The 25,587-nt window shown below is 40.3% G+C and carries 25 protein-coding genes; 17 read left to right on the top strand and 8 right to left on the bottom strand.

What is annotated here, in order from left to right; all coding sequences use genetic code 11:
- Positions 1–68 precede the first annotated feature (68 nt).
- On the bottom strand, positions 69–1,193 hold the full coding sequence (locus ACJZU6_RS12680; protein ID WP_408900948.1) for a methyltransferase: 1,125 nt from the start codon (positions 1,191–1,193) through the stop codon (positions 69–71).
- Positions 1,194–1,347: 154 nt separating this feature from the next.
- Between ACJZU6_RS12680 and bolA the strand changes: the two genes are divergently transcribed.
- The 10 genes from bolA (at position 1,348) to dinB (ending at position 10,841) form a co-directional block, all read left to right on the top strand.
- Positions 1,348–1,662 (top strand): transcriptional regulator BolA, encoded by a 315-nt coding sequence (gene bolA, locus ACJZU6_RS12675; protein WP_080157111.1) that lies wholly within the window; start codon positions 1,348–1,350, stop codon positions 1,660–1,662.
- A 560-nt stretch (positions 1,663–2,222) separates the two neighbouring features.
- Entirely contained in the window at positions 2,223–3,563 is a 1,341-nt protein-coding gene (locus ACJZU6_RS12670; protein WP_199190770.1) for a Na(+)-translocating NADH-quinone reductase subunit A, read from the top strand.
- A 3-nt stretch (positions 3,564–3,566) separates the two neighbouring features.
- Positions 3,567–4,811: an NADH:ubiquinone reductase (Na(+)-transporting) subunit B gene (locus ACJZU6_RS12665; RefSeq protein ID WP_199190769.1), complete on the top strand. Its 1,245-nt coding sequence runs from the start codon at positions 3,567–3,569 to the stop codon at positions 4,809–4,811.
- Positions 4,801–5,592, top strand: a complete 792-nt coding sequence (locus tag ACJZU6_RS12660; RefSeq protein WP_080157108.1) for a Na(+)-translocating NADH-quinone reductase subunit C — start codon at positions 4,801–4,803, stop codon at positions 5,590–5,592. Before ACJZU6_RS12665 ends, ACJZU6_RS12660 begins: the two co-directional genes overlap by 11 nt.
- Positions 5,585–6,217 carry an NADH:ubiquinone reductase (Na(+)-transporting) subunit D gene (locus ACJZU6_RS12655; protein ID WP_065166531.1) on the top strand — a complete coding sequence of 211 codons (633 nt, stop codon included), beginning with the start codon at positions 5,585–5,587 and terminating at the stop codon, positions 6,215–6,217. The genes ACJZU6_RS12660 and ACJZU6_RS12655 overlap by 8 nt, the downstream gene beginning before the upstream one ends.
- A 7-nt stretch (positions 6,218–6,224) precedes the next feature.
- Entirely contained in the window at positions 6,225–6,821 is a 597-nt protein-coding gene (gene nqrE, locus ACJZU6_RS12650; protein ID WP_060999503.1) for an NADH:ubiquinone reductase (Na(+)-transporting) subunit E, read from the top strand.
- A gap of 23 nt (positions 6,822–6,844) precedes the next feature.
- Positions 6,845–8,068: an NADH:ubiquinone reductase (Na(+)-transporting) subunit F gene (gene nqrF, locus ACJZU6_RS12645; RefSeq protein WP_080157106.1), complete on the top strand. Its 1,224-nt coding sequence runs from the start codon at positions 6,845–6,847 to the stop codon at positions 8,066–8,068.
- A gap of 160 nt (positions 8,069–8,228) precedes the next feature.
- Positions 8,229–9,254, top strand: coding sequence for an FAD:protein FMN transferase (locus ACJZU6_RS12640; RefSeq protein ID WP_080157104.1), 1,026 nt, complete (start codon positions 8,229–8,231; stop codon positions 9,252–9,254).
- Between the two features lie 11 nt (positions 9,255–9,265).
- A complete protein-coding gene (gene nqrM, locus ACJZU6_RS12635; protein ID WP_036795773.1) occupies positions 9,266–9,487 on the top strand; it encodes a (Na+)-NQR maturation NqrM in 222 nt (73 codons plus the stop codon).
- A gap of 265 nt (positions 9,488–9,752) precedes the next feature.
- Entirely contained in the window at positions 9,753–10,841 is a 1,089-nt protein-coding gene (gene dinB, locus ACJZU6_RS12630) for a DNA polymerase IV (RefSeq protein ID WP_297480730.1), read from the top strand.
- 60 nt (positions 10,842–10,901) lie between these two features.
- Here dinB and ACJZU6_RS12625 read toward each other — a convergent pair whose 3' ends face one another.
- Positions 10,902–12,362, bottom strand: coding sequence for an aminoacyl-histidine dipeptidase (locus ACJZU6_RS12625; protein WP_080157100.1), 1,461 nt, complete (start codon positions 12,360–12,362; stop codon positions 10,902–10,904).
- A gap of 1,081 nt (positions 12,363–13,443) precedes the next feature.
- Here ACJZU6_RS12625 and ACJZU6_RS12620 point away from each other — a divergent pair.
- The 6 genes from ACJZU6_RS12620 to ACJZU6_RS12595 all read left to right on the top strand — a co-directional run bounded on the left by ACJZU6_RS12620 (position 13,444) and on the right by ACJZU6_RS12595 (position 20,093).
- Positions 13,444–14,733, top strand: coding sequence for an NCS2 family permease (locus tag ACJZU6_RS12620; RefSeq protein WP_408900377.1), 1,290 nt, complete (start codon positions 13,444–13,446; stop codon positions 14,731–14,733).
- Positions 14,734–14,801: 68 nt separating this feature from the next.
- The gene (gene gpt / locus ACJZU6_RS12615) at positions 14,802–15,260 is read left to right on the top strand and encodes a xanthine phosphoribosyltransferase (RefSeq protein WP_080157097.1); all 459 of its coding nucleotides are present in this window, start codon (positions 14,802–14,804) and stop codon (positions 15,258–15,260) included.
- 185 nt (positions 15,261–15,445) lie between these two features.
- The gene (gene frsA, locus ACJZU6_RS12610; RefSeq protein ID WP_080157095.1) at positions 15,446–16,705 is read left to right on the top strand and encodes an esterase FrsA; all 1,260 of its coding nucleotides are present in this window, start codon (positions 15,446–15,448) and stop codon (positions 16,703–16,705) included.
- A gap of 256 nt (positions 16,706–16,961) precedes the next feature.
- The gene (gene crl, locus ACJZU6_RS12605) at positions 16,962–17,372 is read left to right on the top strand and encodes a sigma factor-binding protein Crl (protein WP_080157093.1); all 411 of its coding nucleotides are present in this window, start codon (positions 16,962–16,964) and stop codon (positions 17,370–17,372) included.
- 245 nt (positions 17,373–17,617) lie between these two features.
- Positions 17,618–18,772, top strand: a complete 1,155-nt coding sequence (gene proB / locus ACJZU6_RS12600; RefSeq protein ID WP_408900376.1) for a glutamate 5-kinase — start codon at positions 17,618–17,620, stop codon at positions 18,770–18,772.
- 79 nt (positions 18,773–18,851) lie between these two features.
- Positions 18,852–20,093 (top strand): glutamate-5-semialdehyde dehydrogenase, encoded by a 1,242-nt coding sequence (locus tag ACJZU6_RS12595; RefSeq protein ID WP_080157194.1) that lies wholly within the window; start codon positions 18,852–18,854, stop codon positions 20,091–20,093.
- A 64-nt stretch (positions 20,094–20,157) separates the two neighbouring features.
- On the opposite strand, the gene ACJZU6_RS12590 is transcribed toward ACJZU6_RS12595, so the two are convergent.
- From ACJZU6_RS12590 to ACJZU6_RS12575, 4 genes are all read right to left on the bottom strand, one after another.
- The gene (locus tag ACJZU6_RS12590; RefSeq protein ID WP_327768655.1) at positions 20,158–20,700 is read right to left on the bottom strand and encodes an NUDIX hydrolase; all 543 of its coding nucleotides are present in this window, start codon (positions 20,698–20,700) and stop codon (positions 20,158–20,160) included.
- The gene (locus tag ACJZU6_RS12585) at positions 20,693–20,905 is read right to left on the bottom strand and encodes a DUF2897 family protein (RefSeq protein WP_080157088.1); all 213 of its coding nucleotides are present in this window, start codon (positions 20,903–20,905) and stop codon (positions 20,693–20,695) included. The genes ACJZU6_RS12590 and ACJZU6_RS12585 overlap by 8 nt, the downstream gene beginning before the upstream one ends.
- Before the next feature lie 220 nt (positions 20,906–21,125).
- Positions 21,126–22,256, bottom strand: a complete 1,131-nt coding sequence (dapE, locus tag ACJZU6_RS12580; RefSeq protein WP_408900375.1) for a succinyl-diaminopimelate desuccinylase — start codon at positions 22,254–22,256, stop codon at positions 21,126–21,128.
- Between the two features lie 13 nt (positions 22,257–22,269).
- Positions 22,270–22,623 carry an ArsC family reductase gene (locus ACJZU6_RS12575; protein WP_080157084.1) on the bottom strand — a complete coding sequence of 118 codons (354 nt, stop codon included), beginning with the start codon at positions 22,621–22,623 and terminating at the stop codon, positions 22,270–22,272.
- Positions 22,624–22,868: 245 nt separating this feature from the next.
- On the opposite strand from ACJZU6_RS12575, the gene ACJZU6_RS12570 reads away from it, so the two are divergent.
- Entirely contained in the window at positions 22,869–23,150 is a 282-nt protein-coding gene (locus ACJZU6_RS12570; protein ID WP_036795756.1) for a helix-turn-helix domain-containing protein, read from the top strand.
- A 61-nt stretch (positions 23,151–23,211) separates the two neighbouring features.
- On the opposite strand, the gene ACJZU6_RS12565 is transcribed toward ACJZU6_RS12570, so the two are convergent.
- On the bottom strand, positions 23,212–23,838 hold the full coding sequence (locus ACJZU6_RS12565) for a response regulator (protein WP_210434276.1): 627 nt from the start codon (positions 23,836–23,838) through the stop codon (positions 23,212–23,214).
- 4 nt (positions 23,839–23,842) lie between these two features.
- Positions 23,843–25,534, bottom strand: a complete 1,692-nt coding sequence (gene narQ / locus ACJZU6_RS12560) for a nitrate/nitrite two-component system sensor histidine kinase NarQ (protein ID WP_080157083.1) — start codon at positions 25,532–25,534, stop codon at positions 23,843–23,845.
- Positions 25,535–25,587: the final 53 nt, after the last annotated feature.

Here is a 25,587-nt window from a genome sequence, read left to right as displayed (position 1 = left end):
TTGCTTATTTTGTTAATAAAAGTTGTTACTGTCGTTTAAATCTTGATTTAGACGACAATACATGAGGTTTATTTTATTGCACGTAATACGACAAATTTATCATTACTGCCAATGGTGTCGACTTTCGCGAAAATACGGCTTAATTTCTCATGGTATTTAAGTTGGCGATTACCAATGATTATTAACTCTCCATGTTGACGTAATATTCGCTGAGCATCACAAAACATTTGCCAAGCAATATGATCTGTAATGGTATTATTCTGATGGAATGGTGGATTACATAACACCAGATCTGCACTTTGATTGTCAAAATTATCGAGGCAGTTTGATGCCATTACGTTAAATTTTTCTGTTGTTGGCAGGTTTAATTGCGCATTATCACGACAGGAGGCTACTGCCATAAAGCTTTCATCAACACAGGTAATGTTAGCATGTGGGTTTAATCGAGCCGCTTTAATACCAATCACACCATTACCGCATCCAAGGTCAATAATATCGTTATATTGTGACTTTGATGGAATGAAATCTAATAAGAATCGGCCACCGATATCTAAGCTATCACTTGAGAAGACATTAGCATAATTAGTCATCGTTAAATTATGATCAGGTACTGTCCAGCTTGTTGGCTGTGGCATTGGGGCTGTTAATGATTTATTGACGGAAGTAAAAATTAACCGTGCTTTTTTAACGGCTAATGATGTCTTTGTTTCACCTAAATATTTTTCAAACAACTTTAACGTTGAAGAGTGAATTTCTTTTACTTTACCCGCGGTAATAACCATACAATCTTGTGGCAATAGATGGCAAAGTTGTTGTAGCTGCCAGCTTAATAGGCGGTTATTTTTCGGTTGCTTAATAATAACTAGCTGTGGCTCTGCTGGTAATTCTGCCAGACAATCAATAATAGTGACTGCCGGTAAATTATTAACACTTAGGTTATTAGTAATGGCTTGCTGAGTAATAAAGGAATCTGTCACCGTTGTTACTGGTGCTTGATCTGCAAACCAACAACTCAATGCACCAAAATTATCATTGAGGATCAATACTGGTCGTTGAGGATTAATATCCATCGTATGACAATGATTGATCAAATATTCATCTGCGGCATCCCATGCTTGCAGGGTTTCATTTTTGCGTACAGGGAAACGGGTTAACGTTAATGTACGTTGGTGCAAGGTTAGCTCTGGTTTCATTAAGAATAACTTTCGAGTATGTTGACGAAGAAATAGTAGAGTATTTTCGCAGAACAGTGAAAAGCTTGAAAGGAAATCTAGCAAGTTAACACCATAATAATGAGGAATTGTTATTATTGGTGTTGAAAAAGCTGCTTTTTTAGTTGAGGACATTATGATTCAACCCCAAATCGAAGCAAAGTTAAATCACAGTTTTACGCCTGTGCATCTTGACGTCATTAATGAAAGTTACATGCACAACGTTCCGGAAGGTGCTGAAAGTCATTTTAAAGTCGTTGTCGTGAGTGCTCAGTTTGAAGGCCAACGTCTTATTTCCCGTCATCGGGCGGTAAATCAGTGTTTAGCCGATGAATTAGCAAATCATATTCATGCACTTGCAATTCATACTTATACTGAATCAGAATGGCAGCAACAATCACAGGCACCCGCATCACCACACTGTCATGGTGGTTCAACATTAGATAATTGATAAGGGTGTCTATAATTATAAAAGTCGTTAACAAAACGGCTTTTTTTATGACATTTTGAAGTGGTTACTGTTTTGGCTATTAGTTAGCGGTGTTGTTGGTGAGTTGTTAATGTTATGGTTAAAATACAACTGACTATCACATGGTTATTGATAAGTTTGTATTTATGTTGACATGATGTGTTTTTGGGGGTGTTTTTTTACAATAATGTTAAATAAATCATTGGATTTGAAATTTAATATTTATGTGAAAAATTCCCGTAAATGTGCAGTTGATCATGTTTATTAGTTAATAAACCTATTGCGTCTTATTTGTTGCTTGGTTTTCACACGGAATCGCGTGGATTACCATAGAAAAAACGAGTTAATTAATGGTAGAATCGCGGGCTGAAAAATTACTCGCGCATTAATGTTTGTGGCGCGATAGTTAACTGGATGTTGCGATACGGAGTCGTTCAGTGGTTTCTACCACTGCCTGTTCATCGATATCAGGCCAAGGAACGTAGTATCTTAATTACGCAATATGAAAATTCTTTTTTCCCTTTAATGTAGTGCAAGTGCGTATGATTACAATAAAAAAGGGTTTGGATATCCCAATTTCAGGGACTCCAGCCCAGGCGATACATGATGGTAATGCCATCTCTAAAGTCGCCTTGCTTGGCGAAGAATATGTTGGTATGCGTCCTACAATGCATACTCGCGTAGGGGATGTAGTGAAAAAAGGTCAGGTTCTTTTTGAAGATAAAAAGAACCCTGGCGTTAAATTCACTGCACCAGCTAGCGGCAAGGTAATAGAAGTTAATCGTGGTGCTAAGCGCGTTCTACAATCAGTTGTTATTGGTGTAGAAGGTGATGAGCAAATCACATTTAACAAATATGATGCAGCGCAATTAGCACAGTTAAGTCGTGCGGTTGTGGTTGATCAATTAGTTGAATCAGGTATGTGGACAGCGCTTCGTACGCGCCCGTTCAGTAAAGTACCCGCTGTTGGTTCAGAGTCGAAAGCGATTTTTGTTACTGCAATGGATACCAATCCATTAGCGGCTAACCCTGAAGTTATCATCAATGAGCAAAATGAAGCGTTCATTGCCGGTTTAACTGTGCTTTCACGTTTAACCAGCGGCAAAGTTTACGTATGTAAATCAGGTGCAAGCCTACCTCGTTCAGCAGAAGCGAATGTTGAAGAGCATGTATTTAACGGCCCACACCCAGCAGGTCTAGCCGGAACACATATTCATATGTTGTTCGGTGCAGACGCGAAGAATATTGCATGGAATATCAATTACCAAGACGTGATTGCGTTTGGTAAGTTATTCCTGACTGGTGAAATTTTCACTGATCGTGTTGTTGCGTTAGCTGGCCCTGTAGTGACTAATCCTCGTTTAGTACGTACTCAGATTGGTGCTTCTATTTCTGACTTAACTGATTCAGAAATGATGCCAGGTCAATTACGCGTGCTATCAGGTTCAGTACTTAACGGTGTTAAAGCTGAAGGTGTTCATGGATACCTTGGTCGTTACCACTTACAAGTTTCTGCTTTACGTGAAGGCTATGAGAAAGAATTCTTAGGCTGGATTGTTCCTGGTAAAAACAAGTTTTCTGTTACTCGTGCCTTCATGAGCCAGTTCTTCCCAGGTCAGTTGTTCAACATGACAACAACGACAAATGGTAGTGAGCGTGCCATGGTGCCAATCGGTAATTATGAAAAAGTAATGCCGCTTGATATTGAACCAACATTATTACTGCGTGATATCTGTGCAGGTGATATTGACAGTGCACAACAATTGGGCCTCCTAGAACTAGATGAAGAAGATCTAGCACTATGTACGTTCGTGTGTCCTGGTAAATATGAGTTTGGTCCAATGATGCGTGAGTGTTTGGACAAAATTGAGAAGGAAGGGTAATTCATGGGTTTCAAGAATTTCCTCGAAAGTATTGAGCACCACTTTGAACCAGGTGGTAAGCATGAGCGTTGGTTTGCGTTATATGAAGCGTTTGCCACTCTTATGTATACGCCAGGACAAGTGACGCGTTCATCTGCGCACGTTCGCGACAGCATCGATCTAAAACGTATCATGATCATGGTATGGTTTGCGGTATTCCCAGCAATGTTCTGGGGTATGTATAACGTAGGTGATCAAGCTATTGCTGGTCTTAACCACTTATACACAGCAGACAAACTAACAGCAGTCATTGCTGCTGACTGGCATTACTGGTTTACCCAGATGTTAGGCGGCACGCTATCAGCAACTGCTGGTTGGGGTAGCAAGATGCTACTTGGTGCAACTTACTTCTTACCTATCTACGCAGTTGTTTTTGCGGTAGGTGGTTTCTGGGAAGTGTTGTTCTGTATGGTGCGTAAGCATGAAGTTAACGAAGGTTTCTTTGTAACTTCTATTCTTTTTGCATTGATCGTTCCGCCAACACTACCACTTTGGCAAGCCGCTTTAGGTATTACTTTTGGTGTCGTTGTCGCAAAAGAAATTTTTGGTGGTACTGGTCGTAACTTCCTTAACCCAGCACTTGCTGGTCGTGCTTTCCTATTTTTCGCATACCCAGGTCAGATTTCTGGCGACCTAGTATGGAATGCGGCGGATGGTTTCTCTGGCGCGACACCACTAAGTCAGTGGTCTCAAGGTGGTCAAGCAGACGTAGTTAACACTATTACTGGTCAATCAATCACTTGGATGGACGCATTTGTTGGTCATCTTCCAGGTTCAATTGGTGAAGTATCAACACTCGCTATCCTTATCGGTGGCCTGTTTATTGTTGTTATGGGCATTGCTTCATGGCGTATTATCGCTGGTACAATGATCGGTATGATCGTTGCTGCAACGCTATTTAACATCATTGGTTCTGATACTAACCCAATGTTCAACATGCCTTGGCAGTGGCACCTAGTGTTAGGTGGTTTTGCGTTTGGTATGATGTTTATGGCGACAGACCCAGTGTCGGCTGCGTTCACCAATAAAGCAAAATGGTGGTATGGCGCACTGATTGGTGCAATGGCTGTAATGGTACGTGTAGTTAACCCTGCATATCCAGAAGGTATGATGCTAGCGATTCTATTTGCTAACCTATTTGCACCTCTATTTGACAACCTAGTTGTTCAAGGCAACATCAAACGGAGACTGGCTCGTCATGGCAAGTAATAAGGATAGCTTCTCAAGAACGCTGATTTTTGTAGTTGTATTGAGCCTTGTGTGTTCAATCATCGTATCTACAGCAGCAGTTGTTCTGCGTCCAAAACAGCAAGAAAATGCAGTACTTGACGTACAACGCAACATTCTTGCTGTTGCTGGTCTGCTAAATAAAGACACTAACATTAAGCAAACATATAACCAGTTTATCGAGCCTAAGCTTGTAAACATTAATACGGGTAATTATGTTGCGGAAGTTGCTGGCGAAAATGCAGCTAAATATAATCAACGTGACGCTGCGAAGAATGATAAAGAATCTATCAAACTTCCAGCTAACGAAGATTTAGCAAAGATCATTCGTCGTGCAAATGTGGCGACTGTTTATCTTGTTAAAGATGCAGCTGGTACGTTAACTAAAGTGATCCTACCTATTCACGGTAACGGTTTATGGTCAATGATGTATGCATTCGTTGCGGTTGCAACCGATGGTAATACTATTGACGGCATCACTTACTACGATCAGGCGGAAACTCCTGGACTTGGTGGTGAAGTTGAAAACCCAACATGGCGTGAGCAGTTTGTTGGTAAGAAGTTGTATGATATGAACTTCAAACCTGCAATTAAAATCCTTAAGGGTGGTGCACCTGTAGGTACTGATCACCAAGTTGATGGTCTTTCTGGTGCAACGCTAACAAGTAACGGCGTACAGCATACCTTCGATTTCTGGTTCGGTGCACAGGGCTTTGGTCCTTACCTTGCTAAGTTACGTGCAGGAGATCTGAATAATGGCTGATACTAAAGAAATGAAAAAGATCCTATTTGGACCTTTTATCAGCAATAACCCAATTGCATTACAAATTCTTGGTGTTTGTTCAGCGTTAGCGGTAACTACTAAGTTAGAAACTGCGTTTGTAATGACAATTGCAGTGACATTGGTAACTGCATTTTCGAACTTCTTCGTATCATTAGTTCGTAATCAAATTCCAAACAGCGTGCGTATTATTGCGCAAATGGCGATTATCGCATCATTGGTAATCGTGGTTGACGAAGTATTACGTGCATACCTTTACGATGTATCAAAGCAGCTATCTGTATTCGTTGGTTTGATCATTACTAACTGTATCGTAATGGGCCGTGCGGAAGCATACGCAATGAAATCTGCACCAGTACCTGCATTTATTGATGGTATCGGTAACGGTTTAGGTTACGGTTTTGTACTTATTACTGTGGCTTTCTTCCGTGAGCTTTTAGGCTCAGGTAAGTTATTTGGTATGCAGGTATTGCCTCTAGCTTCTGATGGCGGTTGGTATCACCCGAACGGCCTAATGCTGTTGGCTCCTTCTGCGTTCTTCCTAATTGGTTTCATGATCTGGATTATTCGTACTTTCCGTCCAGAACAAGTAGAAGCGAAGGAGTAAGAGGAATATGGAACATTATATTAGCCTATTGATTCGCTCGATCTTTATCGAGAACATGGCATTATCTTTCTTCTTGGGTATGTGTACTTTCCTAGCTGTGTCTAAGAAAGTTAAGACCTCTTTTGGTCTAGGTGTTGCGGTAATCGTAGTACTGACACTATCTGTACCGTTAAACAATCTTGTGTACAACTATGTACTTAAAGATGGTGCAATTTTCCCAGGTGTTGACCTTAGCTTCTTGAACTTTATTACGTTCATTGGTGTGATCGCAGCATTGGTTCAGATCCTTGAAATGGTTCTTGATCGCTTCTTCCCGCCACTATACAACGCGCTAGGTATTTTCTTACCGTTGATCACAGTTAACTGTGCAATCTTCGGTGGTGTATCTTTCATGGTGCAACGTGATTACAACTTCACAGAATCAATCGTCTACGGCTTCGGCTCTGGTGTTGGTTGGATGTTGGCAATTGTTGCGCTTGCGGGTATCCGTGAGAAGATGAAATACTCAGATGTACCTGCGGGTCTTCGTGGTTTAGGTATTACCTTTATCACTGTTGGTCTTATGGCGTTAGGCTTTATGTCTTTCTCTGGCGTACAGCTGTAATCAGGATAAGGAAGGAATAGTCAATGGATATTATTCTTGGCGTAGGCATGTTTACCTTGATTATCCTGGCTCTAGTTTTAGTGATTTTATTCGCTAAATCTAAGCTAGTACCATCAGGTGACATTACTATCTCAGTAAACGGCGATCCAGAAAAAGCGATCACTACAGGTGCGGGCGGTAAACTACTGAATGCACTTTCTGCTAACGGTATTTTCGTATCATCAGCATGTGGTGGCGGTGGCTCTTGTGGTCAGTGTCGTGTAAAAGTTAAATCTGGTGGTGGTGATATTCTACCAACAGAACTTGATCACATTTCTAAAGGTGAAGCACGTGAAGGCGAACGTCTAGCGTGTCAGGTTAACGTTAAATCTGACATGGACATCGAGCTTCCTGAAGAAATTTTTGGTGTGAAGAAGTGGGAATGTTCTGTTATTTCTAACGATAACAAAGCAACCTTTATTAAAGAGCTTAAGCTTCAAATTCCTGATGGCGAAACAGTACCTTTCCGTGCTGGTGGTTACATTCAGATTGAAGCACCGGCTCACCACATTAAATACTCAGACTTTGATGTACCAGAAGAGTACCGTGGCGACTGGGATAAGTTTAACTTGTTCCGCTACGAGTCTAAGGTTGATGAAGATATCATCCGTGCTTACTCAATGGCTAACTACCCAGAAGAGTTCGGTATTATTTTGCTAAACGTACGTATTGCTACGCCGCCGCCGAATAATCCTGATGTAGCTCCTGGTCAAATGTCATCATTCATCTGGTCACTGAAAGAAGGTGACAAGTGTACTATTTCTGGTCCTTTCGGTGAGTTCTTCGCGAAAGACACTGAAAATGAAATGGTATTCGTAGGTGGTGGTGCAGGTATGGCGCCAATGCGTTCACATATCTTCGACCAACTTAAGCGTCTACACTCTAAGCGTAAGATGTCTTACTGGTACGGTGCACGTTCTAAGCGTGAAATGTTCTATGAAGAGGATTTTGATGCACTAGCTGCAGAGAACCCTAACTTTGTATGGCATTGTGCGCTATCAGATCCACAGCCTGAAGATAATTGGGATGGTTACACTGGCTTTATTCACAACGTTCTTTATGAAAACTACTTACGTGATCATGAAGCACCTGAAGATTGTGAGTACTACATGTGTGGTCCACCAATGATGAACGCAGCTGTTATCAGCATGCTGAAAGATCTTGGTGTTGAAGATGAAAACATTCTATTGGATGATTTCGGTGGCTAATTACTAGCCCTTCGCCTTGAAAGAAGGCTGGCCTATTAAGGTCAGCCTTTTTCATTATTAATGAATAATAATGTTATTTTTATTGTGGTTATTATCAGTTAGTAATGACTAACTATGGTCCCTAGAGTAAAAATTACCTTTATTTCATTGGAGTAGTTGAATGAAAATGTTCCTTATTCGGGCTGTATTTGTGATTACAGCATTGTTAGCGCTTGCCGGCTGTAGTGATCAGCGTCAGCAAATCACTATTAATGGCTCGACAATGGGAACCTATTATTCAATTAAAATAATAAATCAAGATGGTTTGCCAACAGCAAAAGAAATTCAAAAAGAGATCGATCGTCGTTTAGAGTTAGTTAACGATCAAATGTCGACTTACCGTCCAAATTCAGAATTAAGTTTATTTAATCAAGCGCCAGCCAATAAAGCTTTTCCTGTCTCTGCGGCAACCGCGAAAGTGATCACTGAAGCCTTACGTATCTCTAAGGTTAGTAATGGTGCTTATGATGTGACTGTTGGACCTGTGGTTAATTTATGGAGCTTTGGCCCTGAAGCACGCCCTGAATCAATTCCAACCGATAAAGAAGTGACGACTCGCTTATCTGAAGTGGGTTATCAGCATGTGAAAGTTTTACCTGATAATAAACTTATTAAAGATGAAGCTAAGTTATATGTCGATTTATCATCAATCGCTAAAGGCTATGGTGTTGATGTGGTTGCTGATTATCTAAAAGATGATTTACACGTTAAAAACTTCATGGTTGATGTCGGTGGTGAGCTTCGCTTGCAAGGTAAAAATCAAGCCAATGTTTTATGGCGTATTGCTGTTGAAAAACCAGTAGAGAATGAACGTGCGGTACAAGAAATTCTTCAGGCGGGTGATATGGCGATTGCAACATCAGGTGATTATCGTAATTACTTTGATGAAAATGGCGTACGTTATTCACACTTGATTAACCCTAAAACTGGCCGTCCTATTGATAATCATGTAGTGTCGGTAACTGTTATTGCGCCATCATGCATGACGGCAGATGCTTATGCGACAACCTTCTCTGTAATGGGTGAGGATGAATCAATTGCACTAGCAAACCAAGAAAATATTCCTGTTATGTTGATTGTAAAAACCAAAGATGGCTTTGTTGAATACAAATCAAAGACTTTTGAGCAATACGTAGATAAAAAATAATAGAGGCTTCCATGGCAATTTATTTAGTAACATTTGCTGTTTTTCTACTGGTTATTATTGCAATGGCAGTAGGGTATATTTTTCAGCGTAAGTCTGTTAGTGGTAGTTGTGGCGGTTTAGACGGCATTGGTATCGCAAAAGAATGTGATTGTCCTGAACCGTGTGATGCACGTAAAAAACGAGAAGCTCGTGCTGCACGTCAGGCTGAATGGAAGAAAAATCAGATTATATAATCGGTTTTAATCACACAATGTAAGTTATTACTTACTCTGAAACCCAGGTACGACAACGAAATTGTCATACCTGGGTTTTTTTATGAGTGTAATTTAAATGAAATCCAAGCCGATAAAAAAGTGCTGTGATGTAGCTTCTGTTACATTCTCCATCGCCCCATTTGGAAAAATGGTCATTGCTATATTGGCACTGATTCAGTAAATTGTCGTATAATGACTGTATATAAAAACAGTTATTTGCTGTGTTCATTAATGAGTATTTGCTGTGACCAATCCATTGTCTATCCAACGTAAAATTATCCATGTTGATATGGATTGCTTTTATGCAGCTGTTGAAATGCGTGATAACCCGGCTTTACGTGATATTCCAATCGCTATTGGTGGGCGTTCTGAGCAACGAGGGGTGGTGAGCACATGTAATTATCTCGCCCGTAAATATGGGGTGCATTCAGCAATGCCGACTGCACAAGCAATGAAACTGTGCCCGCATTTAACGTTAGTGCATGGACGAATGGAAATATATCGTCAAGTTTCTCAGCAAATACGGGCTATCTTTGCTCGCTACACCGATAAAATTGAACCGTTATCATTAGATGAAGCTTATTTAGATGTCAGTGATTGTGAGATGTTGCACGGCTCTGCAACCTTGATTGCACAACATATTCGACAAGCTATAGAACAAGAGTTGCAACTAACGGCATCTGCTGGCATTGCTCCGGTTAAATTTATTGCAAAAGTAGCATCTGATCTTAATAAGCCCAATGGTCAATATGTAGTAACCCCCGAACAAGTGGATGACTTTGTCGCAGAGCTAAAACTGGAGAAAATTCCAGGGGTTGGGAAAGTCACTATTCAAAAACTACATCAACAAGGATTGTATGTCGGCCGTGATGTTCAAAATTATGCACAACAGCAGCTACTGCAACAGTTCGGTAAGTTTGGACAATCATTATGGTTACGTGCTCATGGTATCGATGAGCGTGAAGTGATTGTGGAACGTCAGCGAAAATCTGTTGGCGTTGAACGTACGTTTAGTAAAAATATAGCCAGTTATGACGAATGTTGGCAGGTAATTGAGCACTTACATTTAGAGCTTGAACAGCGGTTGCGAAAAGTACGGCCGCAACTGAATATTGCTAAACAAGGGGTAAAATTAAAATTTGCCGATTTTCAGCAAACAACAGTAGAGCATAGTTACCCGTTATTGGATAAACAGCAATTTATACCACTGTTAACAGAAGCACTGACACGTCAACAAGGACGAGAAATTCGTCTTATTGGATTAAGTGTGGGTTTAGAGCAAGGATTAAAAGCCCAGCAGTTATCATTTAGTTTTGATAATAATAAAGATTAATACACCCCAATAAAAAACGGGCACGAGGCCCGTTTTGAATTCATACTTCAATTATTCGAGTTATTTTTTAACAGGAATATTTTTCAGAATCGCTAGCATTTGATCCCAGAACATTTGTACGGTATCAATTTTCACTTTCTCATCTGGAGAGTGAGGGAATTTGATTGTTGGGCCAAAAGATAGCATATCCATTTCTGGGTATGGTTCTTTAAATAGGCCACACTCAAGACCAGCGTGGATCACCATGATGTTAGGTTTATTTCCATACATCTGCTGATAGGTATCACGGAATACTTGCATGATTTCAGAATCAGCATCAGGTTTCCAACCTGGGTATGCGCCAGATGAAACACACTGTGCGCCAGTAAGTGCCGCTAATGATTGCAACATACCTTCAACGTAGCTACGACCAGAATCGATCAATGAACGAATCAGACATAGGATCGTTACTGTGTTTGTTTCAGTCGTGATTACACCCATGTTTAATGATGTTTCTACTACGCCTTCAATATCATCGCTCATGCGAATAACACCGTTAGGACAAACATTTAACGTATGCATTAAACGTGTTTGGTCAGCCAGTACCATAACATCGCTAGGTTGTGCACATGCTTCAGTAAATAAGGTAATGTCAGTTTCAACATGGCCTAATTCAGCACTAACGATTTGTTGGTAATGAGCAAATAACGTATTAAGCTTATCGATATTTGCCGCTGGTAATGTTGCAACAACGCTTGCTTCACGTGGTAGGGCATTACGTAAGCTACCACCAGTGAAATTGTTGATACGTAAATCAAGCTCATTAGCATGACCCACTAAGAAACGCGCCATTATTTTATTCGCGTTACCACGACCAGTATGAATATCACAGCCTGAGTGACCGCCTTTTAGGCCTTTAACAACTAATTTAATTGCTTGATGTTCAGCCGGAACAGCTTCGCGTTGAATATCAATGGTCAACGCAACATCAACACCGCCTGCGCAACCCATGTAAACTTCGCCTTCTTGCTCAGAGTCAGTATTCAATAGAATATCACCCTCAAGCCAGCCTGCTTCCAAACCAAAAGCACCTGTCATGCCTGTTTCTTCATCGATGGTTAATAATACTTCTAATGGACCATGTTCGATGTCTTTAGCCGCTAGAATGGCAAGGCAGGTAGCCATACCCATGCCATTGTCTGCACCTAGTGTTGTGCCTGTCGCCGTTACCCATTCACCATCAATAAATGGCAGAATTGGATCTTGAGTAAAGTCGTGGACAGTGTCTTCATTTTTTTGTGGCACCATATCAATGTGTGCTTGAAGTACAACGCCTTTACGGTTTTCCATGCCAGCTGTTGCTGGTTTTTTAATAATAACGTTGCCGGCATTATCACGACGAACATCTAATCCTTCCGCCTGTGCGAACGACACAATGTATTGTGCTAGTTGCTCTTCATATTTAGAAGGGTGAGGGATTGAACAAATCTGATCAAAGAAATGCCAAACAGCTTTTGGTGATAGTTGAGTAATTTCAGACACGGTAGCCTTCCTTTTAATATACGAGATTGGGCTAGTGTCATTTTGTAGGGTCTTAGCCGTAAAATGACAAAATAGGTAGCGAGTGTTTTTATCGCTTTGGTTTTAGCATATCACTCTGCCTTTAGGGGAGATAGGGCAAATAATAAAATCTTATAGCACTGATTTCTGCGGTTATTACGGCACTGATGCCGTTATCCTCAATCATAATTGTGGTTATGTCTTTTATATGATCAAATGTGCTGAAAAATATCCAAAAAGAGAGGGATTGAAATATAACCAAATAATAATGTAATAAATTTACACGAAAAGCCATATCTCAAGTTAAAAAAGCAGAAAGTGTGATCTACTTAAAAAAAACGTTGTAAATTTATTTCATTTTGACTATAGTTTAGTCATGCCTAATTGATAGGCACAATGATTAACACGACATGTTCAGGATGAACCCGAGATATCGCCTCCAAGGAACCGAGAATAAGTGAGCCGCGATGGCAAGCCACTAACGATGACGTTGGTGTACTTATGACTAAGGTGATTTAAATGAAAATTTTTTCTTCAATGACACATTTTTGGAATAACCGTACTGTATATACAAGTAACTTCCATTACCCAACGCCGTACCGTTACTAATTAGATTTTATTGTTTTGTTGCTTTCAACGAAACAAATGCAAGTTTGTTCATCCCCTTAAATTAAGAATATCTCGATAACACTATCCAGTTATCTGCAACATTCTGCCGCCACTTCCCTTTGAAGTGGCGTTTTTTTAGCTGCTTTTCATGTTATACCCTCATTTTTATTCTGGTTATCGGCCTTTATTAACACTTGTTTAGTTATTTAAAAAGTAAATGTTCAAAAAATAGCCATGGATGTTTTATTTTTAATTAACTGATAAATATACTTTAAATAGACGTTACTTAAGTTATATCAAGACTGATAGTTATTGTTTTACGCTTTTCAACGATAAAATCTGGAAATTGCGTGATCGCATGATTATAATCAGCCCCGAAATGGATTGCGCAATCGTTTTCTATTTCTTGGCGTTGTTTGTTACTTTATTGCGTATCTCTAAGGAACCGAGAAGCATGCTAGAAAAGTTATTTAAACTCACTGAAAATGGCACAACTGTGCGCACTGAAATTATGGCAGGTGTTACTACCTTCCTGACAATGGCTTATATTATTTTTGTAAACCCCACTATGCTAGCCAGTACAGGAATGGATCAAGGTTCAGTGTTTGTTGCTACTTGTTTAGCGGCAATGATTGGCTGCTTTGTGATGGGTTTTTATGCTAACTATCCTGTCGCACAAGCACCGGGCATGGGACTTAACGCCTTTTTTACTTATACCGTTGTTTTAGGTATGGGTCATACATGGCAAGTGGCATTAGCAGCAGTATTTTTATCTGGCTTATGCTTTATTGCATTGAGTGTTATGCGCGTCCGTGAATGGATTATCAACGCGATTCCTCATTCATTACGTATCGGTATTTCAGCCGGTATTGGTCTGTTTTTAGCGTTCATTGCTTTGCAAACATCAGGCATTGTTGTGGCGAGTCCTGCAACATTAGTCACCGCCGGTGATTTAACCAGTTTTCCAGCAATAATGGCTGCACTCGGTTTTTTCCTGACGATTTCTTTAGTACAACGTGGTTTTAAAGCGGCGGTATTAATTGCGATTTTAATTGTAACTGCAATCAGCATTATTGTTGGTGAAGTGGATTACAACGGCATTATGTCAATGCCACCAAGCATTGCTCCAACCTTTATGCAGCTTGATTTTTCAGGCGCGATGGAAGTGGGGTTAATTTCAATTGTGTTTGCCTTTTTGTTTGTTGATTTGTTTGATACCGCAGGCACATTGGTCGGTGTTGCAACTAAAGCAAACTTAATTGGTGAAGACGGCAAATTACCGCGTTTAAACCGAGCACTATTAGCCGACAGTACTGCAACCTCGATTGGTGCACTATTGGGGACGTCAAATACCACATCTTTTGTTGAGAGTGTGTCGGGTGTCGCAGTTGGCGGTCGTACAGGTCTAACAGCCGTAACAGTTGGCGTGTTATTCTTATTAGCCTTATTTTTTGCCCCATTGGCTGGAATGGTTCCAGCCTATGCAACGGCGGGTGCGCTGTTTTATGTCGCGATTTTAATGATGTCAGGTTTGGTATCGATTGATTGGCGAGATTTAACAGAAGCGGCGCCGGTGGTGGTTGTGTGTTTACTAATGCCTTTAACTTATTCAATTGCGGAAGGTATTGGTCTTGGTTTTATCACATTTGCGGTCGTAAAAGCATTGAGTGGCAAGGGACGTGAAGTAAACATGAGTGTATGGGTTATTTCAGCGCTATTTCTTGCGAAGATTATTTTCTTATAAGCGTAATGTTATATACGTTTACATAAATTTATGCGGTTTTAAATCGCTGTTTCAGAGGTTGTTTTACTATGAGTAATAAATTCGTCATCACTTGGGATAACATGCAAATGTACACGCGCCAGCTAGCAGAAAAATTGCTACCAGCAGAGCAGTGGACAGGTATTATTGCAGTTAGTCGTGGCGGTTTAGTGCCAGCTGCTATTTTGGCGCGCGAATTAGGCATTCGTCATGTTGATACCGTATGTATCGCAAGCTACGATCATGATCACCAGCGAGATATGAAAGTGATCAAGCAAGCTGATGGTGACGGTGAAGGCTTTATCGTGGTTGATGACTTGGTTGATACTGGTGGTACTGCTGAAAAAATTCGTGAAATGTACCCACGCGCTAAGTTTGTAACAGTATGTGCTAAGCCTGCGGGTCAGCATTTAGTTGATGATTTTGTTGTTAGTATTCCACAAGATACTTGGATTGAACAACCTTGGGATATGGCGGTTACTTTCGTCGATCCTATTGCGAAAAAGTAATTCGTTTATTTCAGCACTGATTCAGCAATCAAGTTATGTTGCGGTAATCATCGAGCTTGAAAACTAAGTTTTATCAAAGACGTCACGTTGTTGACGTCTTTTTTTATGGATTTTAGTTATTGGCAGCCGTTTAGGTATATTATCTAGGTCTATTAAGAGAAGTGATATATACGTTGGAGGATGCCGTGTCGGAACCATCAAAACAAAATTTATCAGAGAAGCTATTTGCTCCACGTCAAACCAGCAAAGAGACATCGAATATTGTTAAGATTGCGCATGTCCGTAGTGGGGATGTAAACAATGCTCTTGATGGTGAAAGTCAGCTTGAATGGTATCGTGTCTTACGTCGCCCACAATGGATATGGCAAGGTGTTGATCCTGTTGAGCAAGAAGCTGTTTTAGCGCGTATAGCGGGTTCTAATGCCCCTCGTACCAGTGATCATTTACTTGATACCGTTATTGGTTATCGTCCGGGTAACTGGACCTACGAATGGTCACAGTTAGCTTCAAATTATCAGCAATTAGCCCGTACGGCGGCTAATAATGGCGAGAAGCTAGCAGCATCAGAGCTATTATTTAAAGCCAGTACCCATTATAGCATTGCTGCTTATCCTTATATCAAAGGTGATCAGCTGGCTGATCAAGCTGAGTTACAGGCCAATCAAAGTTACCGAGAGGCAATTGAACTACGGCCGCATGATATGCGTAAGATTGATGTTAAATATGAAAATAAGACTTTTGAGGCATTCATTCATCTTCCGCGCACTGACAAATTATTACCGACAGTTATTGTCAGTGGTGGTTTAGCAACATTACAAAGTGATTTGTGGCGTTTATATGAAGATTATTTAGGCCCTGCTGGATATGCAATGGTCACGCTTGATATGCCATCTGTGGGCCACAGTGATCGCTGGAATTTAACCGAAGATACCAGCCGTTTGCACCAAGCGTTACTGCAACAAATCCGTGATGTGCCTTGGGTCGATAACCGCAATGTAGCAATGTTAGGGCTGCGTATGGGCGGTAATGCTGCAATTCGACTTGGGTTTATGGAGCCAACACGACTAAAAACCTGCGTTAGCATCGGGGGAGCTATCAATAGCTTTCTTACACAGCCGAAGTTATTAGATAAAATTCCACGGATGTATTTGGATGTATTGGCATCACGCATGGGTAAGAATGGCCAAGCTGAAGCAAGTATTAAATCTCATTTACCTGCGTGGTCATTAAAAAACCAAGGAATACTTGGTCGTCGCCGCGTTGACATTCCTATGCTTGGTATTGGTTTAAAAAACGATCCTGTTTGCCCAGAGATGGATAACCAATTGATTGCGTTATCAAGCTATGGTGGTAAAGCGATCACTTTACCTGCAAAACCTATTTATGATGGTTACCATCGCGTAATGACTGAAGTGGTTAAATGGCTTGATGATAAAATGAAATAATTATCACAGCGACAATATGAGATTTAACAGTAACGGAATCGTACTATTGTGCGATTCCGTTTTTTTATAACCAAATATATTGTCATGATATTGTTAGCAAAATTGATAGCTATGGTTTGTTATTTTGTTAAATATTATCCATACTATAATCAATTATTATTGTGCTAAGCGTATGTTTTAATGCGTTAGGGATAATATCAAAGGTAGTAAGTATTACTTGCGAATTCAATACCGCTGACTATGGATGGACAAAACAATGACAATAGCAACAAGCTTTCCGCCGCATGGCCGTTTGATGTCTAAATTGACAGCAATAGGTCCTTATCTTCGTGAGAAAAAATCACAACCTCAACGGTTCTTTTTTGACTGTTTAGCCAGTTGTGTCAATGCTGAAAAAGAACCTGAACTACGTGAGTTTTGGGGCTGGTGGTTAGTGATGACGGCAACCGATACTGGCTATGAATATGAGTATGATTTTGGTCGCTTTAATGCCGCAGGTGAGTGGGTTGATGGTAAATTACCTGCAAAACATAAAGACGCTGTATTAAAAACATTAACGGATTTTTACTCAAAATTAACGCCCTTTATTATTGATGAGTGTCAATTAACATTGTCTCCCGCTGCAAAATTAACTCAAACCCCGCTAATTGAGTTATCAGCTAACTAAGCTAATTGATGGTTTAAGTTGACTCAAATGACCACTGGCGACATGAAATACTGCCGCTGTGAAATTCTCATAACGATGCACTGATATTGTCGCTACGTGGTATAGGGGTTATTCATTAAGGATGTTTATGCTTAAACATCCTTCTAAAGCCGATTAATATTGATTTTGTCATTGTTTTTTTCTTGTGCTTTTCGGTAGGGATTGATACAACAAAGAACATTTATTATTTCAATCTATTTGATCTCATGGCTGATTCAAAAAAATCTCAAGCACAACAGCAAGACGTTGCCGCAGGTGCCGCAACACATACAATTGTCGTCAAACTAGGAACTAGCGTGCTAACAGGTGGCACACTAAAACTTGATCGTGCCCACATGGTTGAGTTAGTGCGTCAATGCGCGATGTTACGTAGTCAAGGCCATAAAATTATTATTGTTACTTCTGGTGCGATCGCGGCTGGTCGTGAGCATTTAGGTTACCCCGAACTACCCAAAACGATGGCGAGTAAACAATTACTTGCCGCAGTTGGACAAGGCCGCTTAATTCAAGAGTGGGAAACCTTGTTTGGTATTTATGGGATCAATATTGGTCAAATGTTACTAACGCGCGCTGATTTAAATGATCGCGAACGCTATTTAAATGCGCGCGATATGTTGGTGGCGTTATTAGATAATGGCATTGTACCAGTTGTTAATGAAAACGACGCTGTTGCAACCACTGAGATCAAAGTCGGCGATAACGATAATCTCTCTGCGCTGGTGGGCATTTTAGGCGGTGCAGATAAACTATTATTAATGACAGACCAAGCAGGTTTATTTACTGCTGATCCACGTAGTAATCCTGATGCTGAATTGATCCATGAAGTACATACCATTGATGATAAATTACGTAAATTAGCCGGTGGTACTGTTGGTGGATTAGGCACTGGTGGCATGGCGACTAAGTTACAAGCCGCAGAAGTGGCTTGCCGTGCAGGTATTGAAGTTATTATTGCTGCGGGACGTCGCGTTGATGTGATCGTTGATCTTGCCGCTGGTAAAGCGGTGGGAACACGTTTTCTACCTTTAGAATCATCACTTGAAGGTCGTAAACAATGGATCCTTGCCGGTCCACCGCCAGCGGGTGATATTGTGATTGATGATGGTGCTGTAACCGCAGTGCAGCAAAAAGGCAGTAGTTTACTTGCTAAAGGGATCACTCAGGTAAAAGGCACCTTTGAACGTGGTGAAGTAGTACGTATTTTTGATAGCAAAAACGTCTTACTAGCACGGGGTATTAGTCGTTATTCAAGTGATGATATGACTAAAATTGCGGGTAAGCACAGCCATGATATTCATCAGGTTTTAGGTTATGAATACGGTCATGCTGCTATTCACCGTGATGATATGGTCGTTATTTAGTCGTCGTGATAATTCACCCGATAACTTATCAGGCATTGAATTTGAATTTAAGTAAGGAATTATTGTGAATCTTGAAATAATGGGACAAGCGGCGCAGCAGGCTGCGTTTGAATTAGCGACCACTGCAACCTCGATAAAAAATACTGCACTAGCGATTATTGCAGATGAATTAGAAGCAAACCAAGCGGCTATTCTTGCGGCTAATAAGCAAGATACGGACGCTGCTGTAGCGAGTGGTATGTCTGATGCGTTAATCGATCGTTTATTACTTAACGATGAGCGTATTTGTGCTATTGCCAACGATGTGCGCAATGTTATTAACTTAAATGATCCTGTTGGTGCAGAACTTGATAGTCGTGTACTTGAAAATGGTATGCGTTTAAGCCGCCGTCGAGTACCGTTAGGTGTTGTTGGTGTTATTTATGAAGCACGTCCTAATGTAACCATTGATATTGCAGCTCTGTGCCTTAAAACGGGTAATGCGAGTATTTTGCGTGGTGGCCGTGAGACGTTCCATTCGAATATGGCATTGGTAAAAGTAATTCAATCTGCATTAGCTAAAGCGGGTTTACCTGCAGCGTCTGTGCAATATATCGAACAGCCTGATCGTGAATATGTTTCGCAATTACTTAAGCTTGATCAATATGTTGATATGATCATTCCTCGTGGTGGTGCTGGTTTACATAAGATGTGTAAAGAAAATAGCACTATTCCCGTTATCATTGGCGGCTTTGGTATTAGCCATATGTATGTTGATGACAGTGCTGATTTATCCCGCTCATTAGATGTGGTTGAAAATGCGAAAGTACAACGGCCTTCTGCATGTAACTCATTGGATACGTTATTAGTTAACGAACAGATTGCGGCGACCTTTTTACCTCGTTTAGTTGAGCGCATGAATAAAGCCCAAGTAACCTTAGTGGCTGATGATGCTGCGTTTAATCTACTTGAAGGTAAAGCAAGCTTACTGCGTAAAGCAGAAGCGGGTGACTTTGATACTGAATGGTTAAGTTATACGTTAGGCGTTAAGGTTGTTGCTGATGTTGATGAAGCTATTGCGCATATGCGTAAACATAATGCTAGCCATTCAGATTCAATCTTGACCAATAACATTCAAGCGGCTGAGCGGTTTGTTAATGCAGCAGGTTCTGCGGCGGTATATGTGAATGCATCAACCCGTTTTACTGATGGTGCGCAATTTGGTTTAGGTGCAGAAGTTGCGGTATCTACACAAAAACTGCATGCACGAGGTCCGATGGGCTTAGAAGAATTGACCAGTTATAAATGGGTTGGTATTGCTGATTACCTGAGTCGTCCGTAACTAATAACATAATATAATACATATCAAAAAAGCTGCCGATAAAATGGCAGCTTTTTTATTGGTGTTAAATTGCTTGTTTAAGCTTCGCAAGCCCATATGCGGCAATGGTGACGCTATCTTTTAATTCACCGTTAATGATCATTGTTTCAAATTCAATAATAGAAAAAGATTGGCTGATGAGATCTTCTTCTTCAGCATCTCGGTGTTGCTCTGGTGCTGAGTGGAGTTGGGTCGCGAGATAAATGTGACAGGTTTGATTTAAAAAACCATAAGCAATAAATTGGCTGCCAAGGTAGACCATGTTATCTGCAATTAATCCAGTTTCTTCTTGCAGTTCACCTTTTGCAAGATCAAGATGATCCGCATCCGGGTTTGCTTCCCATGCCCCTTGTGGAATTTCCCAACACCGTTGTTGAATACTATAGCGAAATTGCTGTACTAGATGAATGTGGCCATTATCAATCGCTAAAATAGCGGCACAATCGGGCTTTTCAACCACACCATAAATGCCTTCGGCACCGCTTTGACGCTGGATTTTATCTTCGCGTACTGTCATCCATTTATTTTGGTACACAATACGGCTATCTAATGTTTTTATATCAGTCATTTTTATCCTGTGAATGGTTGTTGTCGTGAGTGTTATGAGTATCCGTGGAGTGTGATGACTGAGAGTCGTCAAATGGTGTTTGCGGCGGGTGTCTTTTTTTGAGTCCTGTACGCATATAAGCGGTGTATTTTAAAGCGGCAATATTGCTGGCGATCACCGCAATAATAATCACACAGATAACCCAAGGATTAAAAAACCATTCCATATTCACCTCACAACGATAATGTCTATATCAATTCACTGCATCTTATATGCGTGATTGATCATGAGTCTAAATCATTGTTATAGAGTATCAAGAATGCCGGTTAGCTTCGATGGTTTCATGATAATAACAATGCATAATTATCTATCAAATATCGCATTATTAGCTGTTCAATAGTGTTATCTGAACAGCATTAATGATGAGGAACGTCGGTGGGGTGTAATTATAAAATATTGTTTAGAATCTGTTGGTACATGTCAGTTAGCCGTTCAAGATCGGTGACTTTAACGCATTCATTCACTTTATGAATAGTGGCATTAACGGGTCCTAGTTCTACCACTTGTGCGCCTGTGCGTGCAATAAAACGGCCATCTGAAGTACCGCCTGTTGTCAGCAATTGTGGCGGAGTATGGTTAATGCCAGTGATGGCAGCAACAACGGCATCAACTAATGTACCACTGTCAGTTAAGAAGGGATGACCACTTAAGGTCCATTTTAAATCGTAGTCTAAGCCATGTGCGTCAAGGATTGAATGTACACGACGTTTAATATCAACATCGGTTAATTCTGTGCTGAAACGGAAATTAAACTGTATATCACATTGGCCGGGAATAACATTTGATGCGCCAGTGCCAGCAGCAATATTGGGGATCTGAAAGCTGGTTGGCGGAAAGAAGTCATTACCATTGTCCCAATGGGTTGCGGCTAATTCAGCTAATGCGGGCAGGGCTTTATGAATCGGATTATTGGCCAAATGTGGGTAGGCAACATGGCCTTGAATGCCCTTAATGAGCAGATCACCGGTAATAGAACCACGACGACCATTTTTGACAATATCACCAACAGTATCAGTACTTGATGGCTCACCTACAATGCACATGTCTATTTTTTCATTACGTGCTTCAAGGGTGTCAATTACGCGAGTGGTACCATTAATAAATGGGCCTTCTTCATCAGAAGTGATGAGCAGTGCAATTGAACCATTATGATTGGGATTTTGGGCAATAAAACGTTCAATCGCAACAACCATACAGGCCAGTGAACCTTTCATATCAGCAGCACCACGTCCGTGTAAGTAGCCATCAATAATGGTGGGTTCAAAAGGCGGTGTATGCCATTGCTCGATAGGACCTGAAGGCACAACATCGGTATGACCTGCAAACACAAACAGTGGTGCTTGAGTGCCACGACGAGCCCACAAATTTACCGTATCTTCAAATACCATGGTTTCAATATTAAACCCTAATGTTTGTAAGCGCGCGATCATAACTTGTTGGCAACCTGCGTCTTCAGGTGTGACTGAAGGACGAGACATTAAATCTTTTGCTAGTGTAATAACGGGACTGTCAGACATCCTTGTATCCTTGTTATTTAGTAAGAAAAATAGCGTTATATTGGTCAGGTTTAAAACCTAAGTAGTAATGATTATTATGCTGTAATAACGGGCGCTTAATCATGGCGGGTTGTTCTAGCATTAATTGTAATGCTGTCTCTCGATCAAGGTTGGCTTTTTGTTCTGCGGTTAATTGACGGAAAGTTGTACCGCGTTTATTGACCATGGCTTCCCAGCCAAGTGCTGCTTCAAAGATTTCAAGTTGTGCAAGATCAAGCCCATCAGTACGGTAGTCATGAAATTGATAAGCGATATTTTCAGCAGTAAACCATTGCTTCATTTTTTTGATGGTGTCGCAGTTTTTAATGCCATAAGCGATAGTGTTCATATTTGACTGACTTTTTTATAATAAGTAGATTATCTTTTATAGCGAGATTATTAGGTTATCGCAACCGTTGTACTTTTATTGGGAGTATTTACGGTAACTTACTTGAATGATGATAATCAGAATAATGCGAGTAAGTTCACCTTTATTTGTATCCATAATGATGAAACCGAATGTCTCGTTGATCAAACGCAACATCCTTGTTTGAGAACGGGCAATAATAGATACAGTATATTATGGAGGCCCCAATGGAACTGAATCCGGTTTTTGCCCGTAGACTTTATCTGGCTTTACTTGTTGAACACACGGAACGTCCTAATGTTCCTCGTTTAATTGAACAAACAGGTTGGCCCCGACGGACGATTCAAGATGTATTAAAAGCCTTACCTGGGCTTGGTATTGAATTGACTTTTATTCAAGATGGGCGACGTCATAATGATGGGTATTATAAATTAAGTGACTGGGGACCTTTTGACCTGCAATGGGTTGAATCGCGAGAACAGGATTTAATTACATCTTTAGCGTTGTAAGCTAGTACTATCATAATGATTAATGACCGCAGTGTGTTTATCACTGCGGTTTTTTATGTATCTAATAACCTAAGGTTTGTAGATAAAGTACTGTTGCTGCCGTACGAGATTTGACTTGCAGTTTGCGTAATAAACTTTTCATATGCACTTTTACAGTGGCTTCTGAAATAAACAGTGAATCTGCAATAACCTTATTACTATGGCCTTTGGCTACTTCTTGTAATATTTGATTTTCTCTTTCCGTTAAGCTTGAAAATAATGTATTTTCAGTGCCATTGTTATTAAGAAATGCCGTTACAACTTCACTGTATGCTTTACCCCCCGTTAGTGCGGTTTTTAGTAAAGCGACTAATTCATCAGGCTCGGTATCTTTGAGTAAATAGCCATCAGCACCTGCATCGATAAGTGTTTTAATATCAGCATGGTTATCCGACACTGTAAGGATCACAATACAAGCATCTATGCCTTCATTACGAAGCGTAATCAGAGTATCTAAACCTGAAATACCTTTCATGTTGAGATCTAACAAAATTAGATCTACGGGCAGTTTATGGGCGAGGGCAATGGCTTCATTACCATTACTGGCTTCACCAATAACATCAAATTTAGTATCGAAACTCAATAACTGGCCAATACCTCTACGCATTAATGGATGATCATCGACGATCATTACTTTCCAAGGTGTCATCTTTTTATCCTTCTGATAATGCGAATTGCAACTTAACTTGACTGCCAACGCCGATTTGAGAGTAAAGGGTTAATTCGCCCTTTAAGCGAGAAGCACGCTCTTGCATGATGTTTAAGCCATAGTGATTAAGTTTTGAGTTTGAGGGATCAAATCCAACCCCATCATCAGCAATTTCAACATTAATAATGCCGTGTTGTTGATGACATGAAATTTTGATTTGCTTGGCATCAGCATGCTTGATTGCATTTAATACTGCTTCACGAATAATCTGTAATAAATGGACCTGATTATGTGCAATTAATGCCATTGATGGTAAGTGATTTTCAATGTTAAATTGCGCTGGCGTTTGTTCCCGTAATGGTATTAATAATTGTGTTAATGCTTCACTGAAATTGGCTTCTTTGATGGTTAATCTAAAGGTACTCAATAACTCGCGTAATTGGGTGTAAGCATTTGATAGCTCTTCATCAATAGTTTGTATGGTTTGTTGCTGGCGATTGTCGGTATTAGTAAGTTGTCGTTTTAATAGTGTTAATTGAATTTTAAGATACGATAATGACTGTGCTAATGAGTCATGCAGCTCACGAGCAATTGTCGCTCGCTCTTCCATTAATAATAACTGCTCGGTCTGTTTTTGAGTTCGGTTGTAATAAATTCCACGGCTTAAAATATTAGCGATATTTTCAATCAATGCCAGATCAGGACAAGGCAATTGATATTGCCACCATAGTTGCCCCATTGTTTCACCATCAATTAATAATTGCTGTCGGTGCCAAGTGGTTGATTGTTCTTCACCGACGGTAATTTCAGTGGTGGTGCCATTTGATTCTTCAATAATTAACTTAGCTGCAGTTAAACCATCAATCGCAATTAATGTTTCCAACATCTGTTGAAAATGGTGATGAGTTAAGCGGCTAACTGATAGTTGTTGCGAGCAGTTATATAACACTTTCAACGATTCATTAGCATGGCGCAGACGGTGAGTTTTTTCATTGACGCTTTGTTCTAAATCGTAATAAAAATTATTTAAATCTGCAGCCATTTGGGTAAATGTGCGCGCTAAAATTCCTAATTCGTTTTTACTCTTATTATTGATGGTTAATGAAAATTGATGTTGCTTAATTTGTTTACATCCCGCCATTAATTGATTGAGCGGGGCTACAATTTGGCGCTGTGTAAATTGGATTGTAAATAACACCACCATCAAAATGAGTAATAAACCTACCGCACTAATAAGTGCTAAAAGATGTAACTTGTTTTCGGATGATTGTTGTAATTCAAAGACAAATTGATCGATACGCTCTACAAAAGGGGCGACTTGAATTAAATAGCCATCCTTATCTATTTGATCTAATTCTGAACGTACAGCCTGCCATGTTAAGAGTAATTCTGTGTAATGGTGCTGTATTGTTTGTGGAGTGTACCAACGATGTAATTCCTGCATTGTTGGCGATGTCAGTGATTGATCAAACTCAATAGTATGGGAGTTAAGTAATGGAGATTGAGTTTCGATATCAAATGCCAAGCGATAACTTTGCATTCTTAGTGAGCCTGCTGTGTTGATTGCTGCCGCATCGTTAAGACTCGAAACTAACATACATAGCGCTAAGCTCGTCGTTGTCGCAACTAAAAATAGAATAGTTACCATTGAACGACCAATTGTGGTGGTAACGGAATTAACTTTTTGCTGTTGCATGAATTGCCGCCAACCTATAAATATGAATGATTGTTAATGGAAAGGGATGCTAG

Source organism: Photobacterium piscicola (assembly GCF_046058925.1).
Classification (GTDB): domain Bacteria; phylum Pseudomonadota; class Gammaproteobacteria; order Enterobacterales; family Vibrionaceae; genus Photobacterium; species Photobacterium piscicola.
The sequence above is the reverse complement of the archived record's forward strand: the minus strand, read 5'-3'. Positions and strand labels throughout refer to the sequence as shown.